Origin of the sequence: Actinomadura atramentaria DSM 43919, assembly GCF_000381885.1 — a bacterium.
Classification (GTDB): domain Bacteria; phylum Actinomycetota; class Actinomycetes; order Streptosporangiales; family Streptosporangiaceae; genus Spirillospora; species Spirillospora atramentaria.
The window spans coordinates 236,396-257,246 of record NZ_KB907209.1 but is presented as its reverse complement, the minus strand read 5'-3'; the positions used below and the strand labels follow the sequence as shown (position 1 = coordinate 257,246).

The window sequence follows — 20,851 nt, the reverse complement described above, 5'->3', positions numbered from 1 at the left end:
CTCCTCGGGTCAGAGCTGGTCGAAGTAGGCGGCGGCCCCCGGGTGCAGCGGGACCGGCGTGCGGCCGATCGCGACCGGGTCCAGCGGATACGTGACGGGGCTGCGCTCCGGCGGGATGTGCCGGTACTGCCGCTCGATGACCTCGCGGGTCTCGCCGAGCACCCACGCGACGGCGTACGCGACGTCCTCGGGCAGGTCCGAGCGGGTCAGGACGAGGAAGTCGGAGAAGTCCAGCGTCCGGAACGCGGGCGCGCCGGGGAAGAAGCCCTCCGCGACGTCGGACGCGGGCCACGCGAAGTCGGCCCACAGCGAGTCCAAGACGTCCGGCTCGACCTCCAGGAAGTTCATGTCCGCGCCGAACTGCTGCCAGGCCGGGAGCATGACGGCCTCGTGGACGATCGCGTCCGCGCGGCCCTCCAGCACGTGGTCGAACGACTCGAACGGCCGCTCGTCGGACAGGAACTCCCCGCCCCAGCCGACGATGTCCGCGCCCGCGCGGTCGAGGACGGCGTGCGCGGCCAGGCCGACGTGGTTCCCGCCGTCGTTGACCGACGTCGCGACGCGCAGCGCGGGCTTGGCGGCGCGCAGCTCGGCGAAGGTGGACACGCCGAACGAGCGGCGGACCGCGACGACGAGCCGGTCGCGCTGCGGGAGGACGCCGAGCGCGCGCAGCTCCGGGTAGTGCTCGTCGGCGTAGATGCCGCGCCCGTCGAGGGCGGCGGTCGCGAACGCGGCGGGGGTCGTCATCGCGATGTCGACCTCGCCCCGGCCGACGGCGTGGACGGCGTCGGCCATGCCGCGGCTGTTCCACGTCGCGATGCGGGTGTGGGGCCCGCAGCGGTCCGCGAGTTCCTGGGCGATCCAGCCGCAGATGCGGTGCAGGTTCGCCGCTCCCCAGTCGCCGCGCAGGTGCAGGGTGAGGGACCGTTCGATCTTCGGCTCTCGGGGGGCCACCACACGCCTCCTGTAGTCCCGTATAAGAGGACATAGATTGTGTAATACAGGACAGACTAGGCTCGGAGTGACGTGGATCGCAAGCGTTCCCTCATGGATACCTTGCTGCGAAACACCTGATGAACAGCGGGTCGGACCGGCCAATGGCACGCCTCGCGGGCGCGCGCGCGAACCTCTGTATGTTACGCAGGACACATGTCCCACATAACGGGAGTTGAGGTTCCAGTGGACCTGCCCACCACCACGAAGGCCGTCCGCGTCCACACGCCCGGCGGCCCCGAGGCCCTCGTCTACGACGACTACCCGCTGGAGGAGGTCGGCCCCGGCGACGTGCTCGTCGAGATCGACACCGCCTCGGTGTCCGGCTGGGACGTCAAGTACCGCGCCGGACTGCTGTCGGGGATCACCCTGCCCGGCCGCCGCGCGCTCCCCCTCCCCCAGCAGCTCGGCCGCGAGGGCGCGGGGACCGTCGTCGCGACCGGCGCGGCGGTGACCCGGTTCCGCCCCGGCGACCGCGTCGCGGCCGTCGTCCACCCCGAGAACCCCGACAGCCTGGAGACGATCCGGGGCCTCGGCAACCTCTCCAAGGGCATCGACGTGCCCGGCCACGCGTCGTTCGGGTCGTACGCCAAGCACGTCGTGCGCGACGAGCGGATGTGGTTCCCGCTCCCCGACCACGTGGACCTGGAGCAGGCCGCCGTCACGCTGTGGCCGTACGGCACCTCGCACCGGCTGCTGCGCGACCGGCTGCGCGTCGGGCTCGGGGACACGCTGCTGGTCTGCGGCGCGTCCGGCGGGATGGGCGAGGCGACGATCCGACTGGCGCGGCTCGCGGGCGCGCGCGTCGTCGCCACGACCCGGCACGCCGCCAAGGCCGACGGACTGCGCGAACTCGGCGCGGAGGAGGTCGTCGTCACCGAGGACCCGGAGGCGGCCGTCGCGGCGATCCGCGCCTGGTCGGGGACGGACGGCGTCAGCCACGCCGTCGACTACACCGGCAACGCGACGCTGCTGCGGCTCGCGATCGACGCGCTGCGGCTCGGCGGCGCGCTGTGCCCGGCGTCCGGCGCGCAGGTCCCGCCCGGCCCGTCGCCGTTCACCGTCAACGACTTCACCCGGCTGGAGATGACGGTCGTGGGCGTGCGCGGCGCACGGCACGCCGACGCCCTGGCCGTCCTCGACCTGCTCGCGCACGGCCGCATCTCCAACCGCATCGCCGCGCGCTTCCCCCTCGCCGAAGCCGCCAAGGCCCACGCGCTGCTGGAGCAGAGCACCGACCTCGTCGGCCGCGTCGTCCTCAAGCCGTGACGCCCGAGAAGCAGGGACGTTGACGGCATGTCCGTCATCGGACAACGGCCCGCGCCGCGCCGCGCGCCCCGGTAAACCTGGCCCGACGAAATCCGCAGGACCAGGAGAGCCATTGCCCAGGAGAACCCTCGTCGCCCTCGCGACGGCCGGAGTCGTGACGCTCGGCGCCGCCGCCCCCGCGGTCGCCGCGCCCGCCCACACCGGAACGGTCGCCGTCGCCAAGACGTGCAAGGCGCAGAAGAAGGCGCACAAGTCCTACTGGGTGTGCGTCACCCCCGGCTCGTACTGCCCCAAGGCCGCGCACAAGCGGTACGGGTACGCGTACAAGACGAACAAGCGGTACCGGTGCGTGAAGTACAGCAACGGCCGCTGGCGGTGGAAGCGCGCCTGAGCACGTCCGCCCTGGCGCGCGCCGCGTGCGCGCGTCAGGGCGTCGCGACCGTGTAGCCCCGGGCGCGCAGGTGCGCGACGACCTGCTCGCTGTGGTCGCTGCCGCGCGTCTCCAGGTGCATGACGACCTCGGCCTCCTCGACGGGCAGCCGCGCGGCGACGCGCTCGTGCATCACGTCCAGGACGTTGACGCCGAGGTCGGCGACGTCCCCGAGCAGCGTCACGAGCGCGCCCGGCTTGTCCTTCAGCCGGCACCGGACGACCAGGTACCGCCCCGCCCCGGCCAGGCCGTGCCGCAGCACCTTCGCCAGCAGCACCGGGTCGATGTTGCCGCCCGACAGCACCACCACCGCCGGGGTCCGCACCGCGTACGCGTGCTCCAGCAGCGCCGCGACCCCGGCCGCGCCCGCGGGCTCGACGACCTGCTTGGCGCGTTCGAGGCAGATCAGCAGCGCCTGCGACAGCGACTCCTCGGTGACCGTGACGACCGCGTCCACCACGTCGGTGACCAGGTCGTAGGTGAGGTCGCCGGGGCGGCCCACCGCGATGCCGTCCGCCATCGTCGGCCGCACCTCGACGCGGACCGGCCGCCCGGCCGCCAGTGACGGCGGGAACGCCGCCGCCCGCTTGGCCTGCACCCCGACGATCTTGACCGGCGGGCCGCCGCGCTCGGCCGTCAGCGCCGACACCGCCGCGCCGATCCCCGACATCAGCCCGCCGCCGCCGATCGCGCCGAGGATCGTCGCGACGCCGGGGAGCTGCTCGACGATCTCCAGCCCGATCGTCCCCTGCCCCGCCACGACCGCCGGGTGGTCGAACGGGTGGATGAACACCGCGCCGGTCTCGGCGGCGTGCCGCTCGGCCGCGACCAGGCACTCGTCCACGGTCGGGCCGGGGAAGCGGACCTCCGCGCCGTACCCGCGCGTCGCCGCGATCTTGGGCAGCGGGGCGCCGCGCGGCATGAACACCGTCGCGTGGCAGCCGAGCACCGACGCGGCGAGGGCGACGCCCTGCGCGTGGTTCCCGGCGCTCGCCGCGACGACGCCGCGCGCCCGCTCGGCCTCGCTCAGCCCGGCGATCCGCAGGTACGCGCCGCGGATCTTGAACGAGCCGGTGCGCTGCAGGTTCTCGCACTTGAGGTAGACGGGCCCGCCGATCAGCTCCGACAGCGCGCGCGAGTGCAGCAGCGGCGTCGGGACGACGACGTCGTGCAGCAGCTCCCGGGCCGCCCTTACGTCGTCGAGGGAGACTGGTGCCATTCCCCGATCCTCCCACGCGGCCCCCGCCGCGCGGCCGCCGGACGGGCCCGTTCCCGGGCGCGGATCAATGTCCGGACAATCGCCTTTTCCGCCGCCGGGACGGTATTTCGCTTTCCGTACCGAAGGCACGGACCCGTCCCGACTCGGGGACGGCGGCGCGGCGCCGCGGCGCCCACGACCACAGATCCCCTTTTCCGCGCCCCCGCCACCGGGAGACAAGGCGTCCCGGTTCACCCCGCGGCCGCCCTCTGGGAAATCCGGTGGATTCCCTGTACTCACTGGCGGCGTGAGGGTCGCGTCGATTTCCCGTGAATATTTGCTCACCGTCAATCAACGGCGAAGGCATTGCCTGACCCGGCGGCCGGTACCACCCTTGTTTCAGTGGGGGAAATTTTTCCCACATAAAAGGAGGGCATTGCCGACCAAATCAGCGCACCGCCGCCCGGGGGGCCGCGCCGCCGCCCGCGCCCCGCGCCGCGGGCCGCGCGGGGACCGGTCCGCGCGCCGCCGCGACCGGGACGGCGGCGCGCGGACCGGCCGCGACGGCGCGGTCCCGGCGGCCCCGCCCGCGCACGATCCCGACCCCAGCACCGCGCGACCGATCCGCGACCGGGCGAACGCCCCGGTCAGCACCCCGAAGGAGGAAGAATGACCGTTCTGCCGAATTCGGCGCGGGGCTCGTTCCCGCCGCCGTCCGTCCGGTGCGCGGCCGTCCACGCCGCGACGGCCCGCGCCTCACCGGACCCCGCCCCCGGCGAAAATGGAACGTGCCACAACGCCCGTGCAATCCGCCGCGAGACCGGCGCGCGAATGGCGCGCCGCCGTGCCCGCACGGAGCGCCGCACCGTTCCCGACACCCCGGATGAGCCCGGACGGCCCCCGCGCGCAGAAAGCGGCGGCCGATTCCGGGAAATCCACCGCCCCACCCGGCGGGAATACCGCGCACATTCCTCCCGCACCCGCGTGGGCGGCGCGGAGCACGGTGCCGCGCGCACCGTCCGCGCCGCCGCCGCGACGCCGCCGCCCGGGCGCCGCCCCGGCGGCGCGACGGATCACCGGGAAACCCGCCGATGACCGGCCGGCGACCGATGACCGAGCCCGAAGGCGACGGATATGGAGGCCGTGTGCTCGAAACAGAAGAAAGAGAGATCGGTGGCGCCGCGGGCCGGGCGACCACCGCCGCCTACTTCCTGTGCTTCGGCATGGTGGGCGTCGTGTCCGCGATGCTCGGACCGTCCCTCCCCGTGCTCGCCGACACGACCGGCTCGTCGGCGACCGCGCTGGCGGTGCTGTTCACGGCGGACTCGGTCGGGGCGGTGTGCGGCGCGCTGCTCGCGGGCCGCGTGTTCGACCGCGTCGACCCGCACTCCCAGGCGATCCTCGCGCTGACCGGGCTCGCGGCGGTCACCGCCGCGATGCCGATGCTGCGCGAGACGGTCCTGCTCGTCTTCGCCTGGTGGGCGCTCGGCACGGCCAAGACCGTGCTGATCGTCACCGCGAACACGCTGCTGATCCGGCAGCGCGGCGAGGGCGCGGCCCCGTACGTCAACGCGGGCCAGTTCTTCGCGGGGCTCGGCTCGCTGCTGATGCCGATCCTCATCGCCCAGTCCATCAACGGGACCGGCGGGCTGCACCTGTCGTACTGGGCGGTGAGCGCGCTCGCGCTGTGGATGGTCGTCCGCATCCGCGCGCTGCCCGCGCCGCTCGGGCCCGAGCCGCCGATCGAGCCGGAGCGGCGCGTCCAGCACCGCAGGCTCGTGATCGCGGTCGCGGTCCTGTTCTTCTTCTACGAGGGCGCGGAGATCGGGTTCTCCGGCTGGCTGCCCTCGTTCACCCTGGACCAGGGCATCACGAACTCGTCGGGATCGGCGGCGTACTACACGTCGATCTTCTGGGTCGCGATGACGACCGGGCGGCTGCTGGCCCTGCCGGTCGCGCGGCGGACCCCGGCCGAGCGCATCCTGGCCGCGAGCCTGGCCGCGTGCTGCGCGACCCTCGGCGCGCTGCTGCTGTTCGGCTCCACGCCGATGTTCGTGTCCCTGTGGACGTTCCTGTTCGGGCTGTCGATGGCGCCGATCTTCCCCGCGGCGTTCAACATGCTCAACCAGCACGCGGCGATGAACGGGAGGGTGAACTCGGTCTGCATGTTCGCCGCGAGCGGCGGCGCGATGTTCTTCCCGCTGGTGATCGGCCAGTTCATCACGCTGCACCGGTGACACCGGCCCCCGATCAGGGCTCGGCCCAGTACCGGTCCCCGGCCAGGACCAGGGCCGCCGCCCCGATCAGCCCGGACGCGGCGCCGAACGCCGTCCGCCCCACCTGGACGCGGGCGGCGAACGGCATCCGGGCGCGGGCGCGCAGCGCGTCGCGCAGCGGCCCGAACAGCGGCGGCCCGGCCTCGGCGATGCCGCCGCCGAGCGCGACGACGTCGAGGTCGCACACGTGCGTCACCGACGCGATGGCGGTGCCGAGCGCGGTGCCGGCCCGGTGGAACGCGCGCAGCGCGGTCGGGTCGCCGCGCCGCGCGTCGGCCGCCAGGTCGACGCCGGTGGCGTCCGCGCCGGTCCGCCAGCCGTGCGCCTGCGCCCACGCGACGAGCGCGGGCCCGCGCGCGACCGCCTCCAGGCAGCCGCGCCCGCCGCAGGCGCACGGCGGCCCGTCGGGGTCGACGGTGACGTGCCCGACGTGCCCGGCGTTGCCGCTGGACCCGTTGACCAGCCGGTCGTCCAGGATCAGCCCGCCGCCGACGCCCGTCGAGACGACCATCCCGAGGACGTTGCGGTGGCCGCGCGCCGCGCCGCGCCAGTGCTCGGCCACCGCGACGCACACCGCGTCGTTGTGCAGCCGCACGGGCAGGCCCGCGTACCGCTCGGCGAGCCGGGCGCGCAGCGGGAACCGCCGCCACGCGGGGATGTTGAGCGGCGAGACCTCGCCGTCCGGCCAGATCATCGGGCCGCCGCAGCCGACGCCGACGCCGGTCACCTCGGCGTCGCCCGCCGCCGCGTCGAGGAGTTCGGTGAGGGCGCGCCACAGGTCCTCGGCCTCGACGTAGCGTCCGGCGGGCGTCGCGGCGCGCAGCGCGCGCACCACCCCGCCGGACTCGTCGACCAGCCCGGCGGCGAGTTTCGTGCCGCCGACGTCGAGGGCGAGGACGTGCCCGCTCCCCCGCCCGCTCACTCGGCCTCCCCCGGCGCGCCGAACGCCAGGATCGACGCCGTGTACCCGTGGACGTGGTTGCGCCCCCCGACCGGCCCGATCTCGCCCGCCGCGAAGAACCCGCCGACGCCCGCGCCCGCGAACGCGCGCCCGAGCAGCCGCGCGTCGTGCCCGGAGTCGGCGAACGTCGCCCGGCCGCGCCCGTTGCAGGAGAACAGCAGCGCGCCCTCGACGGCGAGGCCGAACCGGTCGAGCAGGGCGGTCAGGTCGTGGTCGGCGGCGTCGGCGTCGCGGACCTGGAAGCGGACGGTCCGGCCGACGTCCACGACGTCCCCGATCGCGAGCGCGCCCGCGTCGGTGTCCGCGCCGACGACGCCGCGGACGAGGAAGTCGCCGCGCTCGTGCTCGTCGGCGTACTCGTCCATCGCGACGCCGATGAGCAGCCCCCGCGTGGCCAGCTCGCGGTCCGCGTCGGACAGGTCCAGGACGATCTCCTCCAGCTTCTCCAGCGCGGGCGCGCCCGCCAGCTCGTACAGCACGTTCTCCTCGGCGCGCGTCACGACCATGTCGGGGCCGATCGGCCGCGCGCCCTGGCTGACGACCGTCGCCGCCGTGACCGGTCCGCCGATGATGACGCCGATCGCGCCGTCCTCCAGCACCTCGCCGCCGGAGAACAGCCGGACCTCGCCGCGCTCCCCGTCCGCGAGCCCGCCGACGAGCGGCAGGCCGGGCAGCGCCTCGGCGGAACGCTCCACGAACGCGTCCACCGGGAAGCTGTACGGGTCCGCGAGCAGCACGCCGACGACGTCGTCCTCCCGCGTCTCGGGCATCCCGACGACGATCAGCCGGTCCTCGGCCTTCAGCGTCTCCAGCCGGAACGGCTCCAGCCGCGCGCCCGGCAGCACCGCCGCCCACGCGCTGACCGCCGACGCGCCCTCAACGCCGCGCCCGTCCCCGATGACGCCGCCGGAGCTGCACCCGAGCACGACGCGCGCGCCCGCGACGGCCGCCGCGCGCCGCGCCGCTTCCGCGACCCGGTCGCCGCCGCCCGCGTCCTCGCCGCCGGAGACGAACACGAACAGCAGGTCGGGCGGCCCGTCCAGGCCGTCCACCGCCTGCCGCACCGCGACCTCGGCCGCCGCCGTGAGGTCCGGCCCGACGGCCAGCCCATCACCGAACCGCGCCATCGGCGCCTCCCCCGCGTGCTCTCCGGAACCCGTTCACCGTCCTAGTCTCCCCGCTGGGCCGCCTGCGCCCAAACACGCCCGAGCCCGTCCGCGCGGGTCCGGAACCGCCCGTACGAAAGGGTGCGATCCGCCGCGACCGCGACGTAGTGTCGTTCGCGTGTCCCCAACCACAACCACGCTCGGCCGGCTCCGCGCCGACGGCCACGTCCAGCGGTCGGTGAAGGCGGAGATCCGCGACAACCTGCTCGCCCGGCTGCGGTCCGGCGAGCCGCGCTTCCCCGGGATCGTCGGGTTCGACGACACCGTGCTCCCGCACCTCGAACGCGCCCTGCTCGCCGGGCACGACCTGGTCCTGCTGGGCGAGCGCGGGCAGGGCAAGACGCGGCTGATCCGCACGCTCGTCGGCCTGCTCGACGAGTGGACGCCCGTCGTCGCGGGCTGCGAGATCAACGACCACCCGTACGCGCCGGTCTGCGTGCGCTGCGTCCGCCTCGCCGCCGAGCTGGGCGACGACCTGCCCGTCTCCTGGAAGCACCGCGACGACCGGTTCGGCGAGAAGCTGGCGACGCCCGACACCGCCGTGGGCGACCTCATCGGCGACGTCGACCCGGTGAAGGTCGCCGAGGGCCGCACGCTCGGCGACCCCGAGACCGTCCACTACGGGCTGGTGCCGCGCACCAACCGGGGCGTCTTCGCGATCAACGAGCTGCCCGACCTCGCCGAGCGCATCCAGGTGTCGCTGCTGAACGTGCTGGAGGAGCGGGACGTCCAGATCCGCGGCTACGCGCTGCGGCTGCCGCTGGACGTGCTGCTCGTCGCGTCCGCCAACCCCGAGGACTACACCAACCGCGGCCGGATCATCACCCCGCTCAAGGACCGCTTCGGCGCGGAGATCCGCACCCACTACCCGCTGGCGCTGGACGCCGAGCTGGCGCTGATCCGCCAGGAGGCCGACTTCGCCGACCTCGGCGGCGCGCCCGCCGAGGTGCCCGACCACCTGGTCGAGATCGTCGCGCGGTTCACCCGGCTCGTCCGCGAGTCCCCGGCCGTCGACGCGCGGTCCGGGGTGTCGGCGCGGTTCGCGCTCGCCGGGGCCGAGACGGTCGCGGCGGGGGCGGTGCGCCGCGCCGCGCTGACCGGCGAGGAGCGCGCGGTCGCCCGCGTCTGCGACCTGCCCGCCGTCGTCCCGTCGCTGATGGGCAAGGTGGAGTTCGAGGTCAGCGAGGAGGGCCGCGAGCAGGAGGTGCTGGAGCACCTGCTGCGCCGCGCGGTCGCCGAGACGTTCCGGCGGACGCTGGGCGCCGCCGACCTCGACGGGCTGCGCGCCCGGTTCGAGTCCGGCGAGCAGGTCGAGTCCGGCGAGCTGGTCCCGGCCGGGGAGCTGCTGCGCCGCGTCGGCCCGGTTCCGGGCCTCGGCCGGATGATGGAGCGCCTCGGCCTCGGCGGCGACTCGCCCGGCCAGGCCGCGGCGGCCGTCGAGTTCGCGCTGGAGGGCCTGTTCCTGACCCGCCAGCTCTCCAAGGACGTCAGCGACGGCCCGGACGGGACGGCCACCTACCGCACCTGACGCAGGACACCGCACACCGACGACCGCGGGGAGCCGCACATGAGCCGTTACCGCTACGGGGCGTACCACGACGGGCCGGACCCGCTGGCCGCGCCGTACGACGTGCGGTCCGCGCTCGACGCGGTCGGCGACGCCGTGCTGGACGGCGCGCGCCCCGACGAGGCGCTGCGCGACCTGCTGCGCCGGGGCCTGCCCGGCGCGGCGGGGCGGCGCGGCCTGGACGACCTGCTGCGCGAGGTCCGCGCGCGCCGCCGCGAGATCCGCGACCGGGGCCGCCTGGACGGGATGCTGGAGCAGGTCCGGGCGCTGCTCGACACGGCGGTCGGGCAGGAGCGCGCGGAGCTGTTCCCCGACCCGTCCGACGACGCGCGGCTGCGCGAGGCCGAGCTGGCGGCGCTGCCGGACGACACCGCGCAGGCCGTCCGGCAGCTCTCGGACTACCGGTGGAAGTCCGACGCGGCCCGCGCGACGTTCGAGAAGCTGAAGGACCTGCTGCGCCGCGACGTCCTCGACGCGCAGTTCCAGGGCATCCGCGACGCGATGCGCGACCCGGACCCCCGCGCGATGGAGCGCGTCAAGGACATGATGGCCGCGCTCAACCGGATGCTCGACCGGGAGTCGCGCGGCGAGCACAACCCCGAGGACTTCGCCCGCTTCATGGAGGAGTACGGCGACTTCTTCCCCGAGAACCCGCGCGACCTCGAAGAACTGGTGGACGCGCTCGCGCGCCGCGCCGCCGCGATGGACCGCCTGATGGCGTCCCTGTCGCCCGAGCAGCGCGCCGAGCTGGCCGACCTGATGGACCAGGTCATGCAGGACGCGGGCCTCGCGCTGGAGATGTCCCGCCTCGGGGACGCGCTGCGCGCCCGGCGGCCCGACCTCGGCTGGGGCACCCCCGAGCGGATGACCGGCGACTCCCCGCTCGGCGTCGGGGACGCCACGACCGCGCTCGCCGAACTGGCCGACCTCGCCGAACTGGAGTCCGCGCTCGCGCAGGACTACCCCGGCGCGCGGCTCGACGACATCGACGAGGACGCGGTCCGCCGCGCCCTCGGCCGCCCCGCCGTGGACGACCTCGCCGCGCTGCGCCGCATCGAGGCCGAGCTGGAGCGCCAGGGCTACCTGCGGCGCGGCGGCGGGAAGCTGGAGCTGACGCCCAAGGCCGTCCGGCGGCTCGGCGAGACCGCGCTGCGCCGCGTGTTCGCGCGGCTCGACGGCGGTCGGCGGGGCGACCACGACCAGCGCGACGCGGGCAAGGCCGGCGACCCGACCGGCGCGACGCGCCCCTGGCGGTTCGGCGACGAGCAGCCGCTCGACGTCGTCCGGACGGTGTCCAACGCGATCCGCCGCACCGCCGGGGACCGCGCCGGCGGCCCGGTGAAGCTCGCCGTGGACGACTTCGAGGTCCAGGAGACCGAGCGGCGCGCGGGCGCGGCGGTGTGCCTGCTGGTGGACCTGTCGTACTCGATGGTCCTGCGCGGGACGTGGGCCGTGGCCAAGCAGACCGCGCTCGCGCTGCACTCCCTCGTCACCACCGGTTATCCACAGGACGCCATCCAGATCATCGGGTTCTCCAACTACGCGCGGACCCTGCACCCCGCCGAGATGGCCGCCCTCGACTGGGACATGGTCCAGGGCACCAACCTCCACCACGCGCTGATGATCGCCGGACGGCACCTGGACAGCCACCCCGACTTCGAGCCGATCGTCCTCATCGTCACCGACGGCGAACCCACCGCGCACCTGCTCCCGGACGGCCGCTCCCGGTTCGACTACCCGCCGTCCCCCGACACGCTCGTCCTCACGATGGCCGAGGTCGACAAGATGACGCGGCGCGGCGCGGGCATGAACTTCTTCATGCTCGCCGACGACCGCCGCCTCGTGTCGTTCGTGGAGGAGGTCGCGCGCCGCAACGGCGGCCGCGTGTTCGCGCCGGACGCCGACCGCCTCGGCGAATACGTCGTCAGCGACTACCTGCGCGTGCGGCGGGGCGGCCGGTGGGGGGCGCGGCGCGCCGCAGGCTAGGTTGGCAGCATGTCCAGCTCCGATCGCCTCCTGCTCATCCTCCACATCGGTTTCGCGATCTTCACGCTCGGCCCGCTGACGGCCGCGACGATGTCCACGCCGCGCTACATCCGGCAGGGCAACGCGACCGTCGTCCACTACCTGCAGCGGACGACGCAGATCTACGGCCTCGGGTCGCTCGGGGTGCTGCTGTTCGGCCTGTTCCTGGCGTCCGGGAAGTTCGCGCAGGCGTGGCTGTCGGCGTCGATGACGCTGTTCATCGTGGCGCTGGTGCTGCTGCTCGTCATCGCGCGGGACCAGGGCAAGGCCGTCAAGCTGCTGACCGACGCGAAGGCGCCCGCCGCCGAAGACGACGAGGCGGCCGCGCCGTCCGGCGACGTCGCGGCCGTCGAGCGCGGCCGGATCGCCGCGATCTCCGGCATCGTCGCGCTGCTGTGGATCGTGATCCTCGTCCTGATGGTCTGGCACTGAGCGACCGGCCGGGCCGCGCGGCGGCCCGGCCGGTCCCCGGTCAGCGCGTGCGCGCCTTCAGGAACGCCAGGATGCGCGGGTAGACCTGCGGGTCGGTGAGCTGCCCGGTGCCGTGCCCGACGTGCGGGACCGTCTTCACCGTGACGCTCACCCCGTCCGCGCGCAGCGCGCTCGCCAGGCCGGTGCTGTGCGCGACTGGCACGAAGTCGTCGGCGGCGTGCATGAGCAGCATCGGCGCGTCCCCGGTGGACGCGTGCGTCGCGGAGTCGGCGTCGGTGACGCGGCTCCAGCACTCCTCGTCCTCCGGCGACGGCGTGCAGCCGACCAGGTCGATGACGGCGCGGCGCAGCTTGCGCTGCCGCGCGTCGGCCGTCGGCACGCCGCCGTCCTCGTACGCCAGGTACGGGTTGTTGACGGGCGACAGCGCGACCACGCCGCGCACCAGCGACCCGCCCTCGCCGTACGTGCCGAGCTGCGTCGCGAGCATCCCGCCCGCCGACGAGCCCACCACCACGATCCTGTCCGGGTCGACGTTCCAGCGCCCGGCGTTCTTCTTCACGAACTCCAGCGCCGACAGCGCGTCGTCGCGCTGCGCGGGCCACACCGCGTCCGCGCCCGTCCCGGCGAGGCGGTAGTCGGACGCGAACACCGCGAAGCCCTCGTCGGTGAGGCGGCGCGCGAAGTACGTCCAGCCGCTCTTGTCGCCCTCCAGCCAGTACCCGCCGTGCAGCAGCAGGACGGCGGGGCGGGGCTTCTCCCCCGGCGCCGTGCTGACGGCGACGCGCCGGTCGTCCCCGGCGTCGGTCTTCGGCCTGGCGTCCTTGGCGGTCGGCCGCCAGTACGCGTCGATCCGCTGCCGCCTGTCGTGCCCGAAGGAGTACGTGCCGAACTTCGGCAGGCTCGGCGTCACCATCACGGCCGACCCCGAGGTCACCGACCCGTCCGCGCGGTCCGGCGACCGCCGCGTCCGCGCGGTGTCGGCCGCCGTGCCCGGCGCGGCCGCCGGGCTGATCGTCGCGGGGGAAGGCTCCGCGGGCGCGGCCTGCGGCGACCACACCACCACGGAGACGCACGTCGCGGCCAACGCCGCGCCGCACACCACTGCTTTGCGCACTCCCGGCCCTTTCCTGGAGGGAACCTGGCGCGCACCAGCATAGATGTTTGATCAAGTTTTGGGCGGGGAGGACAGCCGGTTTGATCCCCGCCCGGCTCGCCGGGCGGGGGCCGGATCAGCTCAGGGCACGTTCCAGGTCGCGGAGCAGGTCGCCCGCGTCCTCGATGCCGACCGACAGGCGGACCAGGTCGGCGGGGACCTCCAGCGGCGAGCCCGCCGCCGACGCGTGCGTCATCCGGTGCGGGTGCTCGATCAGCGACTCGACGCCGCCCAGCGACTCCCCGAGCGTGAACAGCTTCGTGCTCTCGCAGACGCGGACGGCCTCGTCCTCCGAGCCCATCCGGAACGACACCATGCCGCCGAACCGCGCCATCTGCTTAACCGCAACGTCGTGGCCGGGATGCGACGGCAGGCCCGGGTACAGGACCTCGCGGACCTTCGGGTGCGCGTCCAGCATCGCCGCGATGCGCTCGGCGTTCGCGCTGTGCCGGTCCATCCGGACGGCGAGCGTCTTCACGCCGCGCAGCGTCAGCCACGCGTCGAACGGCCCCGCGACCGCGCCCATCGCGTTCTGGTGGAACGCGAGCTGGTCGCCCAGCACGCGGTCGGCCGCGACCAGCGCGCCGCCGACGACGTCGGAGTGGCCGCCGATGTACTTCGTCGTCGAGTGGACGACGACGTCCGCGCCGAGCGCCAGCGGACGCTGCAGGTACGGCGACGCGAACGTGTTGTCCACGGCCAGCAGCGCGCCCGCCTCGTGCGCGACGCTCGCCAGCACCGCGATGTCGGCGATGCCGAGCAGCGGGTTGGTGGGCGTCTCCGCCCAGATCAGCGCCGTCTCCGGGCGGATCGCCGCGCGCACCGCCGCGACGTCGCCGAGCGGTACCGGGTCGAACGACACGCCCCACGGCTCCGCGACCTTCGCGATGAGCCGGTACGTGCCGCCGTACGCGTCGTTCGGGATGACGATGTGCGACCCGGGCTTGCAGACCGCGCGCAGCAGCGCGTCCTCGGCCGCCAGGCCGGACGCGAACGCCAGCCCGCGCGCGCCGCCCTCCAGCTCGGCCAGGCACGACTCCAGCGCCGTCCGGGTCGGGTTGGCCGAGCGCGAGTACTCGTAGCCGCCGCGCAGGCCGCCGATGCCGTCCTGCTTGTACGTCGACACCTGGTAGATCGGCGGGACGACCGCGCCCGTCGTCGGGTCCGGTTCCTGCCCGGCGTGGATGGCCAGCGTCTCGAAGGAACGCCGCACGTCGTTGTCCATGCGTATGAGGCTAGCGACTGAGACCGGGCGGCCCGCCGCCCTCCCGGAGGATGAGGCGCGTACGCCCCTGGTAGCACGTCGAAGATGCGCTTCTGGGGTGAGTCGCCGGAACTGATCGTTCTTTACCGTTGGTGGAGTCGCCCAACCCCCCTCAAACATAAGGACCGAGCATGTTCGCTGGTCTCGCGCGCTTCGTCGTGCGACATCCGTGGTGGACCATCCTGAGCTGGCTGGTCGTCGCGGCCGTCGTGATCGCCTTCGCGCCGAAGCTCTCGACGAACTCCGACCAGGCCGACTTCCTTCCCTCCAAGTACGAGTCCGCGCAGGCCACGAAGATCGCGCAGAAGGCGTTCCCGCAGCAGGCGGACTCGCTGACGCTCGTCATCGTCAAGCGCTCCGACGGGCACGCCCTGACGCAGGCCGACGTCGCCAAGGTCGGCACGGTCGCCAAGGCGCTGGACGCGAAGAAGTACCCGACCGTGACCGGCGTCGCCGCGTCGCCCGAGTCCGTCGCCCCGAACAAGGCCGTCGAGGTCGTGTCGGTGCCGATGAAGGGCCTCGACAGCGACGCGCAGAAGAAGCAGTCCGACACGGTGAAGGACATCCGGGTCCAACTGCCCAAGCTGCTGTCCGGCAGCGGGCTGGAGGCGAAGGTCGGCGGTGACGTCGCCGGGTTCGTCGACAACGAGGACTCGTTCAACCAGTCCCTGGAGATCGTCGGCATCGCGACGTTCGTCCTGATCATCGGGCTGATCCTGCTGATCTTCCGGGCGCCCATCGCCGCCGTGCTGCCGATCGTCGTGATCATGGCGACGATGCAGGTCGTGACCGGCCTCATCGGCCTCGCGTCCAAGGCGTTCAATTTCTCCGGCGACGACAGCCTGAGCATCATCATCCTGATCGTGCTGTTCGGCGTCGGCGCCGACTACTACCTGTTCCTGCTGTTCCGGTACCGCGAACGGCTACGGGCCGGCGAGGACAAGAAGACCGCGATGATCACCGCGGTGACGCGGGTCGGCGAGGTCATCGCCTCGGCCGCCGCCGCCATCGCCGTGACGTTCCTCGTCCTGCTCCTCGCGACGTTCGGCGCGTTCAAGGCGTGGGGTCCGTCGCTGGCCATCGCGGTCGTGTTCATGGGCATCACGTCCCTGACCCTGTTCCCGGCGATCATCTCGCTGCTCGGCACGGCCGTGTTCTGGCCGTCCAAGGCGTGGAAGAAGCAGCCCAAGGCGCGGATCTCCGCCGCCGTCGGGCGCGGCGTCGGCCGGCGGCCGTGGCTCGCCGCGCTCGCCGCGGGCGGCATCATGGTCGTCCTCGCGCTCGGGGTGTTCTCCTTCAAGGCCAACTACGACTTCGCGTCCGGGTTCCCGCAGGACACCGAGTCCGCGCAGGCCACCAAGGACATGGAGAAGGGCTTCCCGCCCGGCCTCACCAAGCCCGTCCAGGTGCTGCTGAAGACCGACGACGGATCGCCCGTGACGGACGCGCAGGTCAAGCAGTTCCAGACCGCCGTGACCGGTGCGCCGGGCGTCGGGAAGGTGCAGGACCCGATCCCCGCGCCGGGCGACAGGAGCGTCACCCGCGTCGACCTGCTGCTGAAGAAGAACCCGGTCTCCAACGAGTCGGTGACGCTGCTCAAGAACGAGCTGACGCCCGCCGTCCACAAGGCGGCCCCGGACGGAGTGCGCGCCTACGTCGGCGGTGAGACGGCCCTGTGGGCCGACATCAACACCGTCAACAACCGGGACCTGTCGGTGACGCTGCCCGTCGCGGCCGCGCTCATCGCGCTGATCCTCGCGCTGCTCCTGCGGTCGGTGGTCGCACCGGTGTACCTGGTCGCGGCGGTGCTGCTCGGCTTCGGGTCCACGCTCGGCGCGGCCGTCTTCACCTTCCAGGACGGCATGGGCGAGGACGGGGTGACGTTCCAGCTCCCGATCATCCTCTACCTGTTCGTGCTGGCGATCGGGACGGACTACAACATCCTCATGACGGCGCGGCTCCGCGAGGAGGCCAAGAACGGCCACCCGCCGAAGAAGGCGGCCGAGCTGGCCGTCCGCCACGGCGGCCCGACCGTCGCGGCGGCGGGGCTCATCCTCGCCGGGACGTTCTCGGTGATGATGCTGGCGAAGGTGTCCTTCCTCCAGCAGATGGGCTTCTCGGTGGCGCTGGGCATCTCGATCGCCGCGTTCGTGATGTCGCTGTTCCTCGTGCCCGGCCTGACGGCCCTGCTCGGACACGTCGCCTGGTGGCCCGGCCACGGCGACGCCCCACGCAAGGACGCCTCGACCGGCCCCCACGACGACCGCCTCCCGGAGATGGCCCGCCGCTGACTCCCCGACAGGGACGGCCCCGCCCGGCCGCCCCGCTGAAGCCCCCCGGCGCCTCATTCGGCACCGGGGGGCTTTTCCTTCGCCCCCGTGCCGCTTGCCTTCGGAACGTTCCACCCGATGGGGTGCGTCTTCCGAGTCGGTCACCGGCGCCGCGCTGAGTCAGGTCAGGGTGTGGCCGTGGGCCGTTACGACGGGGGTCAGGTCGGGGGTGCCGAATTTTTCGGTGAGGCGGGCGAACTCGGTCACCTTGTCCTCGCCGAAGCGGCGGACGTGCGTGAGGAAGGTCGGGCCGCTCACGAACGTCGGCGGGGTGGTCTTGCTGTGGAACTTGTCGGCGTACATGACGAGTTCTTCCTCGTCCGTTTGCGCGACGTAGTCGGCTAGGGGAAGCGGGAGGCCCTGGCGTTCCACGTCGGCGCGGGTGATGCCCATTCCGGTGTGGCAGGAGCAGAAGCGGCACAGTTCTTCAGTGAAGCCTTCGGCGGCGAGGATTTCGTGGCCGAGGACGCCGTGGCGGATGTAGTCCGCGCCGTCGAACCGCCCGTCCGGGCCGTACAGCCGGTACACGCCGATGTCGTGCAGCAGGCAGCCCGCCCGCACCAGGTCGGCGTCCAAGCCGGACGCGCGGGCGAGAAGCTGGTCGGCGATCTCCCGGACGATCTCGCAGTGCGTGAACACGAGGTCGAACGCCGCTCGCGTCGGCGCGTACTTCATGTGCAGCGCGCGGATCTCCACGTCCGACGGAATGCGCATCCCGCGAGTCTAGGCGTTACTTATGAAGTCCCGGCCTGCGGCCCTCGCCTGGCGGCTCGGGCCTCACCGGGCCTGTGCGAGCGCGGCATCGCTTCGCGATCTGGCTGGGGAAGCTCGCCTCCGGCGTCGCTTCCCCAGCCGGGTAACGCACTCGCGCTGAGGCACTTTGCGCGCGGCGGCTGACAGCGAAGCGGTCAGCTCGTGCGTACCGAACCGTCGCGGGTCACCGTGACGGACCCCTCGTAGGTGATCGCGGGGCAGCCCTTCGGGCCGACGCGGTGGGCCTTCGCGGTCACGGGGCGGTTCACCAGGGCGACGCCGTCGGCGGTCGTCACGATGACCCGGAGCCGTATCGGCTCGCCGTCGTACGGCAGGCTGATCCCCGGCCCGCCGTCGCCCGTCGCGCTCGGCCCGCCGGGCGAACGCGCCGTGATCGGGACGCACCGGTTCGCCGCGCACAGGCGCCGGGCCTCGGGGTGGGCGGCGGCGTACGGCTCGGCACCGACCGTGATGCTGCTCATCCGCCTGATCATCGGACACACGTGACCGTCGTCGGAGCCGCATCCGGAAACGAGGAGGATCAAGGGGAGCGTCAGGGCGGCGAGGCGGCCGCGCGTCGCACGGGGAAGGGTCATGGCGATCAATCCCGGAGTCGACAGGGTCAGCGGCGCAGCCGCGTCCGGATGAGCCGCACAGGAGCGCCGATAAGACGCACCGCGCGCCGAACGGGTTCCGGCGAAAAGACCGCTGAATTCGTGCGTCACCAGAAGTCACCAGGAGCACCACGAACAGCGGAGGCGAGAATGGCACGAATGCTCTAGGCGGCCACGATGTCCCTGGACGGCTGCATCGCCGGCCCGGGCGGGGACATGTCCTGGCTCACCGAATTCCCCGGTCCCGATCCGGCGATGGACGAGGTCGTCGCGACGATCGGCGCGCTGCTCGTCGGCCGGACCACCTTCGGCGGCGACGACCCGCACCGCGGCACTGAGAAGGCGGGCGAGCCGTTCGGCGGCGGCTGGCGCGGCCCGCAGTTCGCCCGTCGCCCGCTGGAACACCGGGACGTCCACGACCCACCGCTTCCGCGTCCGCCCGTGAGACGGCGGTCGGGACGGTCCGCTCCGCCGGAAACGGTCGTCTCGCGGTGGTCCGTCCGCGTCTTACGTCAAGGGTTCGCAAAGATCGCCGCCGCTGACGTAGCGTCCAGGCATGCCTTACACCGGGTGTGAGCGATGCGGCGGCCGCGGGACCGTCACCGTCGAGCGCCGCCGCGACGTGACCGCCGGCGACGGCCGCCCGGCGACGGTGACGCAGCCCGTCACCGAGGAGTGCAAGGGCTGCCGGGGCGCCGGGGTGATCCCGCGATGATCCCCGCCGGGCTGCACATGCTCTGCCCGTCCTGCGGCGGCGCGGGCGTCCGCCCCGTGCCGCGCGCGGCCGTCCAGGCGGGCGAGATCGTCAGCGCGGTGTCGCCGGAGAACTGCCGCCCCTGCGACGGCACCGGCTGGCTCCCGCCCAAGCACGACGACCCCGCCCCGACGCGGGACGACTGACGTCAGGCGGACGCGGCGGCCAGGAACGCGATCAGGTCCTGCCGGGTGACGAGCCCCTTGGGCCTGCCGTCCACCAGGACGACCGCCGCGCCGGACGACTCCAGCAGCTCCACCGCCCGGCTCACCGGCTCCCCCGACCCGATCGTCGGCAGCGGCGGCGACATGTGCGACTCCAGCGGCTCGGCCAGCTTCTCCCGGCCCTTGACCAGCAGGTCCAGCAGGTCGCTCTCCACGATCGACCCGACGACCTCGGCCGCCATGACCGGCGGCTCCTCCTTCATCACCGGGAGCTGCGACACCTCGTACTCGCGCATGATGTCGATGGCCGTCCGCACGCTCTCGTGCGGGTGGACGTGGACGAACTCCGGCAGCGTCCCGCCCTTGCGGGTGAGGACGTCGCCGACGCGCGCCTCCTCCGTCGACGGGGTGAGGAACCCGTACTCGGCCATCCAGGAGTCGTTGAAGATCTTGCTGAGGTAGCCGCGGCCGCCGTCCGGGAGCAGCACGACGATCACCGAGTCGGGCGGCGCGGTCTCGGCGACGCGCAGCGCGGCGACGACGGCCATCCCGCAGGAGCCGCCGACCAGCAGGCCCTCCTCGCGGGCGAGGCGGCGCGTCATGAGGAACGAGTCCTTGTCGGACACCGCGATGACGTCGTCGCAGATCGTCCGGTCGTAGGTGTCCGGCCAGATGTCCTCCCCGACGCCCTCGGTGAGGTACGGGCGGCCGCTGCCGCCGGAGTACACCGAGCCCTCCGGGTCCGCGCCGATGATCTGGACGCGGCCGCCGGAGACCTCCTTGAGGTAGCGGCCGGTGCCGGTGATGGTGCCGCCGGTGCCGATGCCCGCGACGAAGTGGGTGACCGCGCCGTCCGTCTGCTTCCAGATCTCCGGGCCGGTCGTCTCGTAGTGGGAACGCGGATTGTTCTGGTTCGCGTACTGGTTCGGCTTCCACGCGTTCGGGATTTCGGCGGCGAGCCGGTCGGACACCGAGTAGTACGACTCCGGATGGTCGGGCGCGACGGCGGTCGGGCAGACGACGACCTCCGCGCCGTACGCGCGCAGCACGTCGATCTTGTCGCGGGCGACCTTGTCGGGGCAGACGAACACGCACCGGTAGCCGCGCTCCTGCGCGACGATCGCCAGCCCCACGCCGGTGTTCCCGGACGTCGGCTCGACGATCGTCCCGCCCGCCGCCAGCTCCCCGGACGCCTCCGCCGCGTCGATCATCCGGACGGCGATGCGGTCCTTCACCGAGCCGCCGGGGTTGAAGTACTCGACCTTGGCCAGCACCTGCGGGCTCGGCGACGCGACGACGCTGCGCAGCCGGACCAGCGGGGTGTTCCCCATCAGCTCGACGAGCGAATCGTTCACCTGCACCGGGCGGTCCCCCTGACGGTCCGAGGCGCCCCCGGGTCGGGCCGCGCCGTACGTTTCCTCGCGATGCGTCCCTGTTCGGCCCGCGTGTACTGCGGAAGCCGGGGATGCGAAACCGGATAGATTCCAATTCCCGACGGTAGC

General features: G+C 73.4%; 20 protein-coding genes. 11 read left to right on the top strand and 9 right to left on the bottom strand.

What is annotated here, in order from left to right; genetic code table 11:
- Positions 1 to 9: 9 nt before the first annotated feature.
- Positions 10 to 954 carry a TAXI family TRAP transporter solute-binding subunit gene (locus tag G339_RS0105135; protein WP_019630008.1) on the bottom strand — a complete coding sequence of 315 codons (945 nt, stop codon included), beginning with the start codon at positions 952 to 954 and terminating at the stop codon, positions 10 to 12.
- Between the two features lie 225 nt (positions 955 to 1,179).
- Between G339_RS0105135 and G339_RS0105130 the strand changes: the two genes are divergently transcribed.
- Complete coding sequence (locus G339_RS0105130) at positions 1,180 to 2,262, top strand: quinone oxidoreductase family protein (RefSeq protein WP_019630007.1); 1,083 nt, start codon at positions 1,180 to 1,182, stop codon at positions 2,260 to 2,262.
- Between the two features lie 112 nt (positions 2,263 to 2,374).
- Positions 2,375 to 2,653 (top strand): hypothetical protein, encoded by a 279-nt coding sequence (locus G339_RS0105125; RefSeq protein ID WP_157407354.1) that lies wholly within the window; start codon positions 2,375 to 2,377, stop codon positions 2,651 to 2,653.
- Positions 2,654 to 2,687: 34 nt separating this feature from the next.
- Here G339_RS0105125 and ilvA read toward each other — a convergent pair whose 3' ends face one another.
- The gene (gene ilvA / locus G339_RS0105120) at positions 2,688 to 3,911 is read right to left on the bottom strand and encodes a threonine ammonia-lyase (protein ID WP_019630005.1); all 1,224 of its coding nucleotides are present in this window, start codon (positions 3,909 to 3,911) and stop codon (positions 2,688 to 2,690) included.
- A 415-nt stretch (positions 3,912 to 4,326) separates the two neighbouring features.
- Between ilvA and G339_RS0105115 the strand changes: the two genes are divergently transcribed.
- Both G339_RS0105115 and G339_RS0105110 read left to right on the top strand, forming a co-directional pair.
- Complete coding sequence (locus G339_RS0105115) at positions 4,327 to 4,563, top strand: hypothetical protein (RefSeq protein ID WP_019630004.1); 237 nt, start codon at positions 4,327 to 4,329, stop codon at positions 4,561 to 4,563.
- A 472-nt stretch (positions 4,564 to 5,035) separates the two neighbouring features.
- Entirely contained in the window at positions 5,036 to 6,127 is a 1,092-nt protein-coding gene (locus tag G339_RS0105110) for an MFS transporter (protein ID WP_019630003.1), read from the top strand.
- Between the two features lie 13 nt (positions 6,128 to 6,140).
- On the opposite strand, the gene G339_RS0105105 is transcribed toward G339_RS0105110, so the two are convergent.
- Both G339_RS0105105 and G339_RS0105100 read right to left on the bottom strand, forming a co-directional pair.
- The gene (locus tag G339_RS0105105; RefSeq protein WP_019630002.1) at positions 6,141 to 7,088 is read right to left on the bottom strand and encodes an ROK family protein; all 948 of its coding nucleotides are present in this window, start codon (positions 7,086 to 7,088) and stop codon (positions 6,141 to 6,143) included.
- Positions 7,085 to 8,254, bottom strand: coding sequence for an FIST signal transduction protein (locus tag G339_RS0105100; RefSeq protein ID WP_019630001.1), 1,170 nt, complete (start codon positions 8,252 to 8,254; stop codon positions 7,085 to 7,087). Before G339_RS0105100 ends, G339_RS0105105 begins: the two co-directional genes overlap by 4 nt.
- A gap of 157 nt (positions 8,255 to 8,411) precedes the next feature.
- Here G339_RS0105100 and G339_RS0105095 point away from each other — a divergent pair, with 157 nt between their 5' ends.
- Genes G339_RS0105095 through G339_RS0105085 form a run of 3 tightly spaced genes read left to right on the top strand, consistent with a single transcriptional unit; the run spans position 8,412 to position 12,317 of the window.
- On the top strand, positions 8,412 to 9,821 hold the full coding sequence (locus G339_RS0105095) for a sigma 54-interacting transcriptional regulator (protein ID WP_026341148.1): 1,410 nt from the start codon (positions 8,412 to 8,414) through the stop codon (positions 9,819 to 9,821).
- Positions 9,822 to 9,860: 39 nt separating this feature from the next.
- Positions 9,861 to 11,846, top strand: coding sequence for a vWA domain-containing protein (locus G339_RS0105090; protein WP_019629999.1), 1,986 nt, complete (start codon positions 9,861 to 9,863; stop codon positions 11,844 to 11,846).
- A gap of 9 nt (positions 11,847 to 11,855) precedes the next feature.
- Positions 11,856 to 12,317: a hypothetical protein gene (locus tag G339_RS0105085; protein WP_019629998.1), complete on the top strand. Its 462-nt coding sequence runs from the start codon at positions 11,856 to 11,858 to the stop codon at positions 12,315 to 12,317.
- A 40-nt stretch (positions 12,318 to 12,357) separates the two neighbouring features.
- Here G339_RS0105085 and G339_RS0105080 read toward each other — a convergent pair whose 3' ends face one another.
- Positions 12,358 to 13,431: an alpha/beta hydrolase gene (locus G339_RS0105080; protein WP_240489746.1), complete on the bottom strand. Its 1,074-nt coding sequence runs from the start codon at positions 13,429 to 13,431 to the stop codon at positions 12,358 to 12,360.
- A 115-nt stretch (positions 13,432 to 13,546) separates the two neighbouring features.
- Entirely contained in the window at positions 13,547 to 14,695 is a 1,149-nt protein-coding gene (locus G339_RS0105075; protein WP_019629995.1) for a cystathionine gamma-synthase, read from the bottom strand.
- 170 nt (positions 14,696 to 14,865) lie between these two features.
- Here G339_RS0105075 and G339_RS0105070 point away from each other — a divergent pair, with 170 nt between their 5' ends.
- Complete coding sequence (locus G339_RS0105070; RefSeq protein WP_019629994.1) at positions 14,866 to 17,025, top strand: MMPL family transporter; 2,160 nt, start codon at positions 14,866 to 14,868, stop codon at positions 17,023 to 17,025.
- Positions 17,026 to 17,184: 159 nt separating this feature from the next.
- On the opposite strand, the gene G339_RS0105065 is transcribed toward G339_RS0105070, so the two are convergent.
- Positions 17,185 to 17,778, bottom strand: coding sequence for an HD domain-containing protein (locus tag G339_RS0105065; protein ID WP_019629993.1), 594 nt, complete (start codon positions 17,776 to 17,778; stop codon positions 17,185 to 17,187).
- A 194-nt stretch (positions 17,779 to 17,972) separates the two neighbouring features.
- On the bottom strand, positions 17,973 to 18,299 hold the full coding sequence (locus G339_RS0105060) for a hypothetical protein (RefSeq protein WP_026341146.1): 327 nt from the start codon (positions 18,297 to 18,299) through the stop codon (positions 17,973 to 17,975).
- Between the two features lie 309 nt (positions 18,300 to 18,608).
- Between G339_RS0105060 and G339_RS36100 the strand changes: the two genes are divergently transcribed.
- The 3 genes from G339_RS36100 to G339_RS0105050 are packed head-to-tail and all read left to right on the top strand — an operon-like array spanning position 18,609 to position 19,331.
- Positions 18,609 to 19,007, top strand: coding sequence for a dihydrofolate reductase family protein (locus G339_RS36100; RefSeq protein WP_051107775.1), 399 nt, complete (start codon positions 18,609 to 18,611; stop codon positions 19,005 to 19,007).
- Positions 18,988 to 19,146 carry a hypothetical protein gene (locus tag G339_RS38545; RefSeq protein ID WP_157407353.1) on the top strand — a complete coding sequence of 53 codons (159 nt, stop codon included), beginning with the start codon at positions 18,988 to 18,990 and terminating at the stop codon, positions 19,144 to 19,146. The genes G339_RS36100 and G339_RS38545 overlap by 20 nt, the downstream gene beginning before the upstream one ends.
- Positions 19,143 to 19,331 (top strand): hypothetical protein, encoded by a 189-nt coding sequence (locus G339_RS0105050; protein WP_019629991.1) that lies wholly within the window; start codon positions 19,143 to 19,145, stop codon positions 19,329 to 19,331. Before G339_RS38545 ends, G339_RS0105050 begins: the two co-directional genes overlap by 4 nt.
- A gap of 2 nt (positions 19,332 to 19,333) precedes the next feature.
- Here the strand turns inward: G339_RS0105050 and G339_RS0105045 are convergent, their stop codons facing one another.
- On the bottom strand, positions 19,334 to 20,710 hold the full coding sequence (locus G339_RS0105045) for a cystathionine beta-synthase (protein WP_019629990.1): 1,377 nt from the start codon (positions 20,708 to 20,710) through the stop codon (positions 19,334 to 19,336).
- Positions 20,711 to 20,851: the final 141 nt, after the last annotated feature.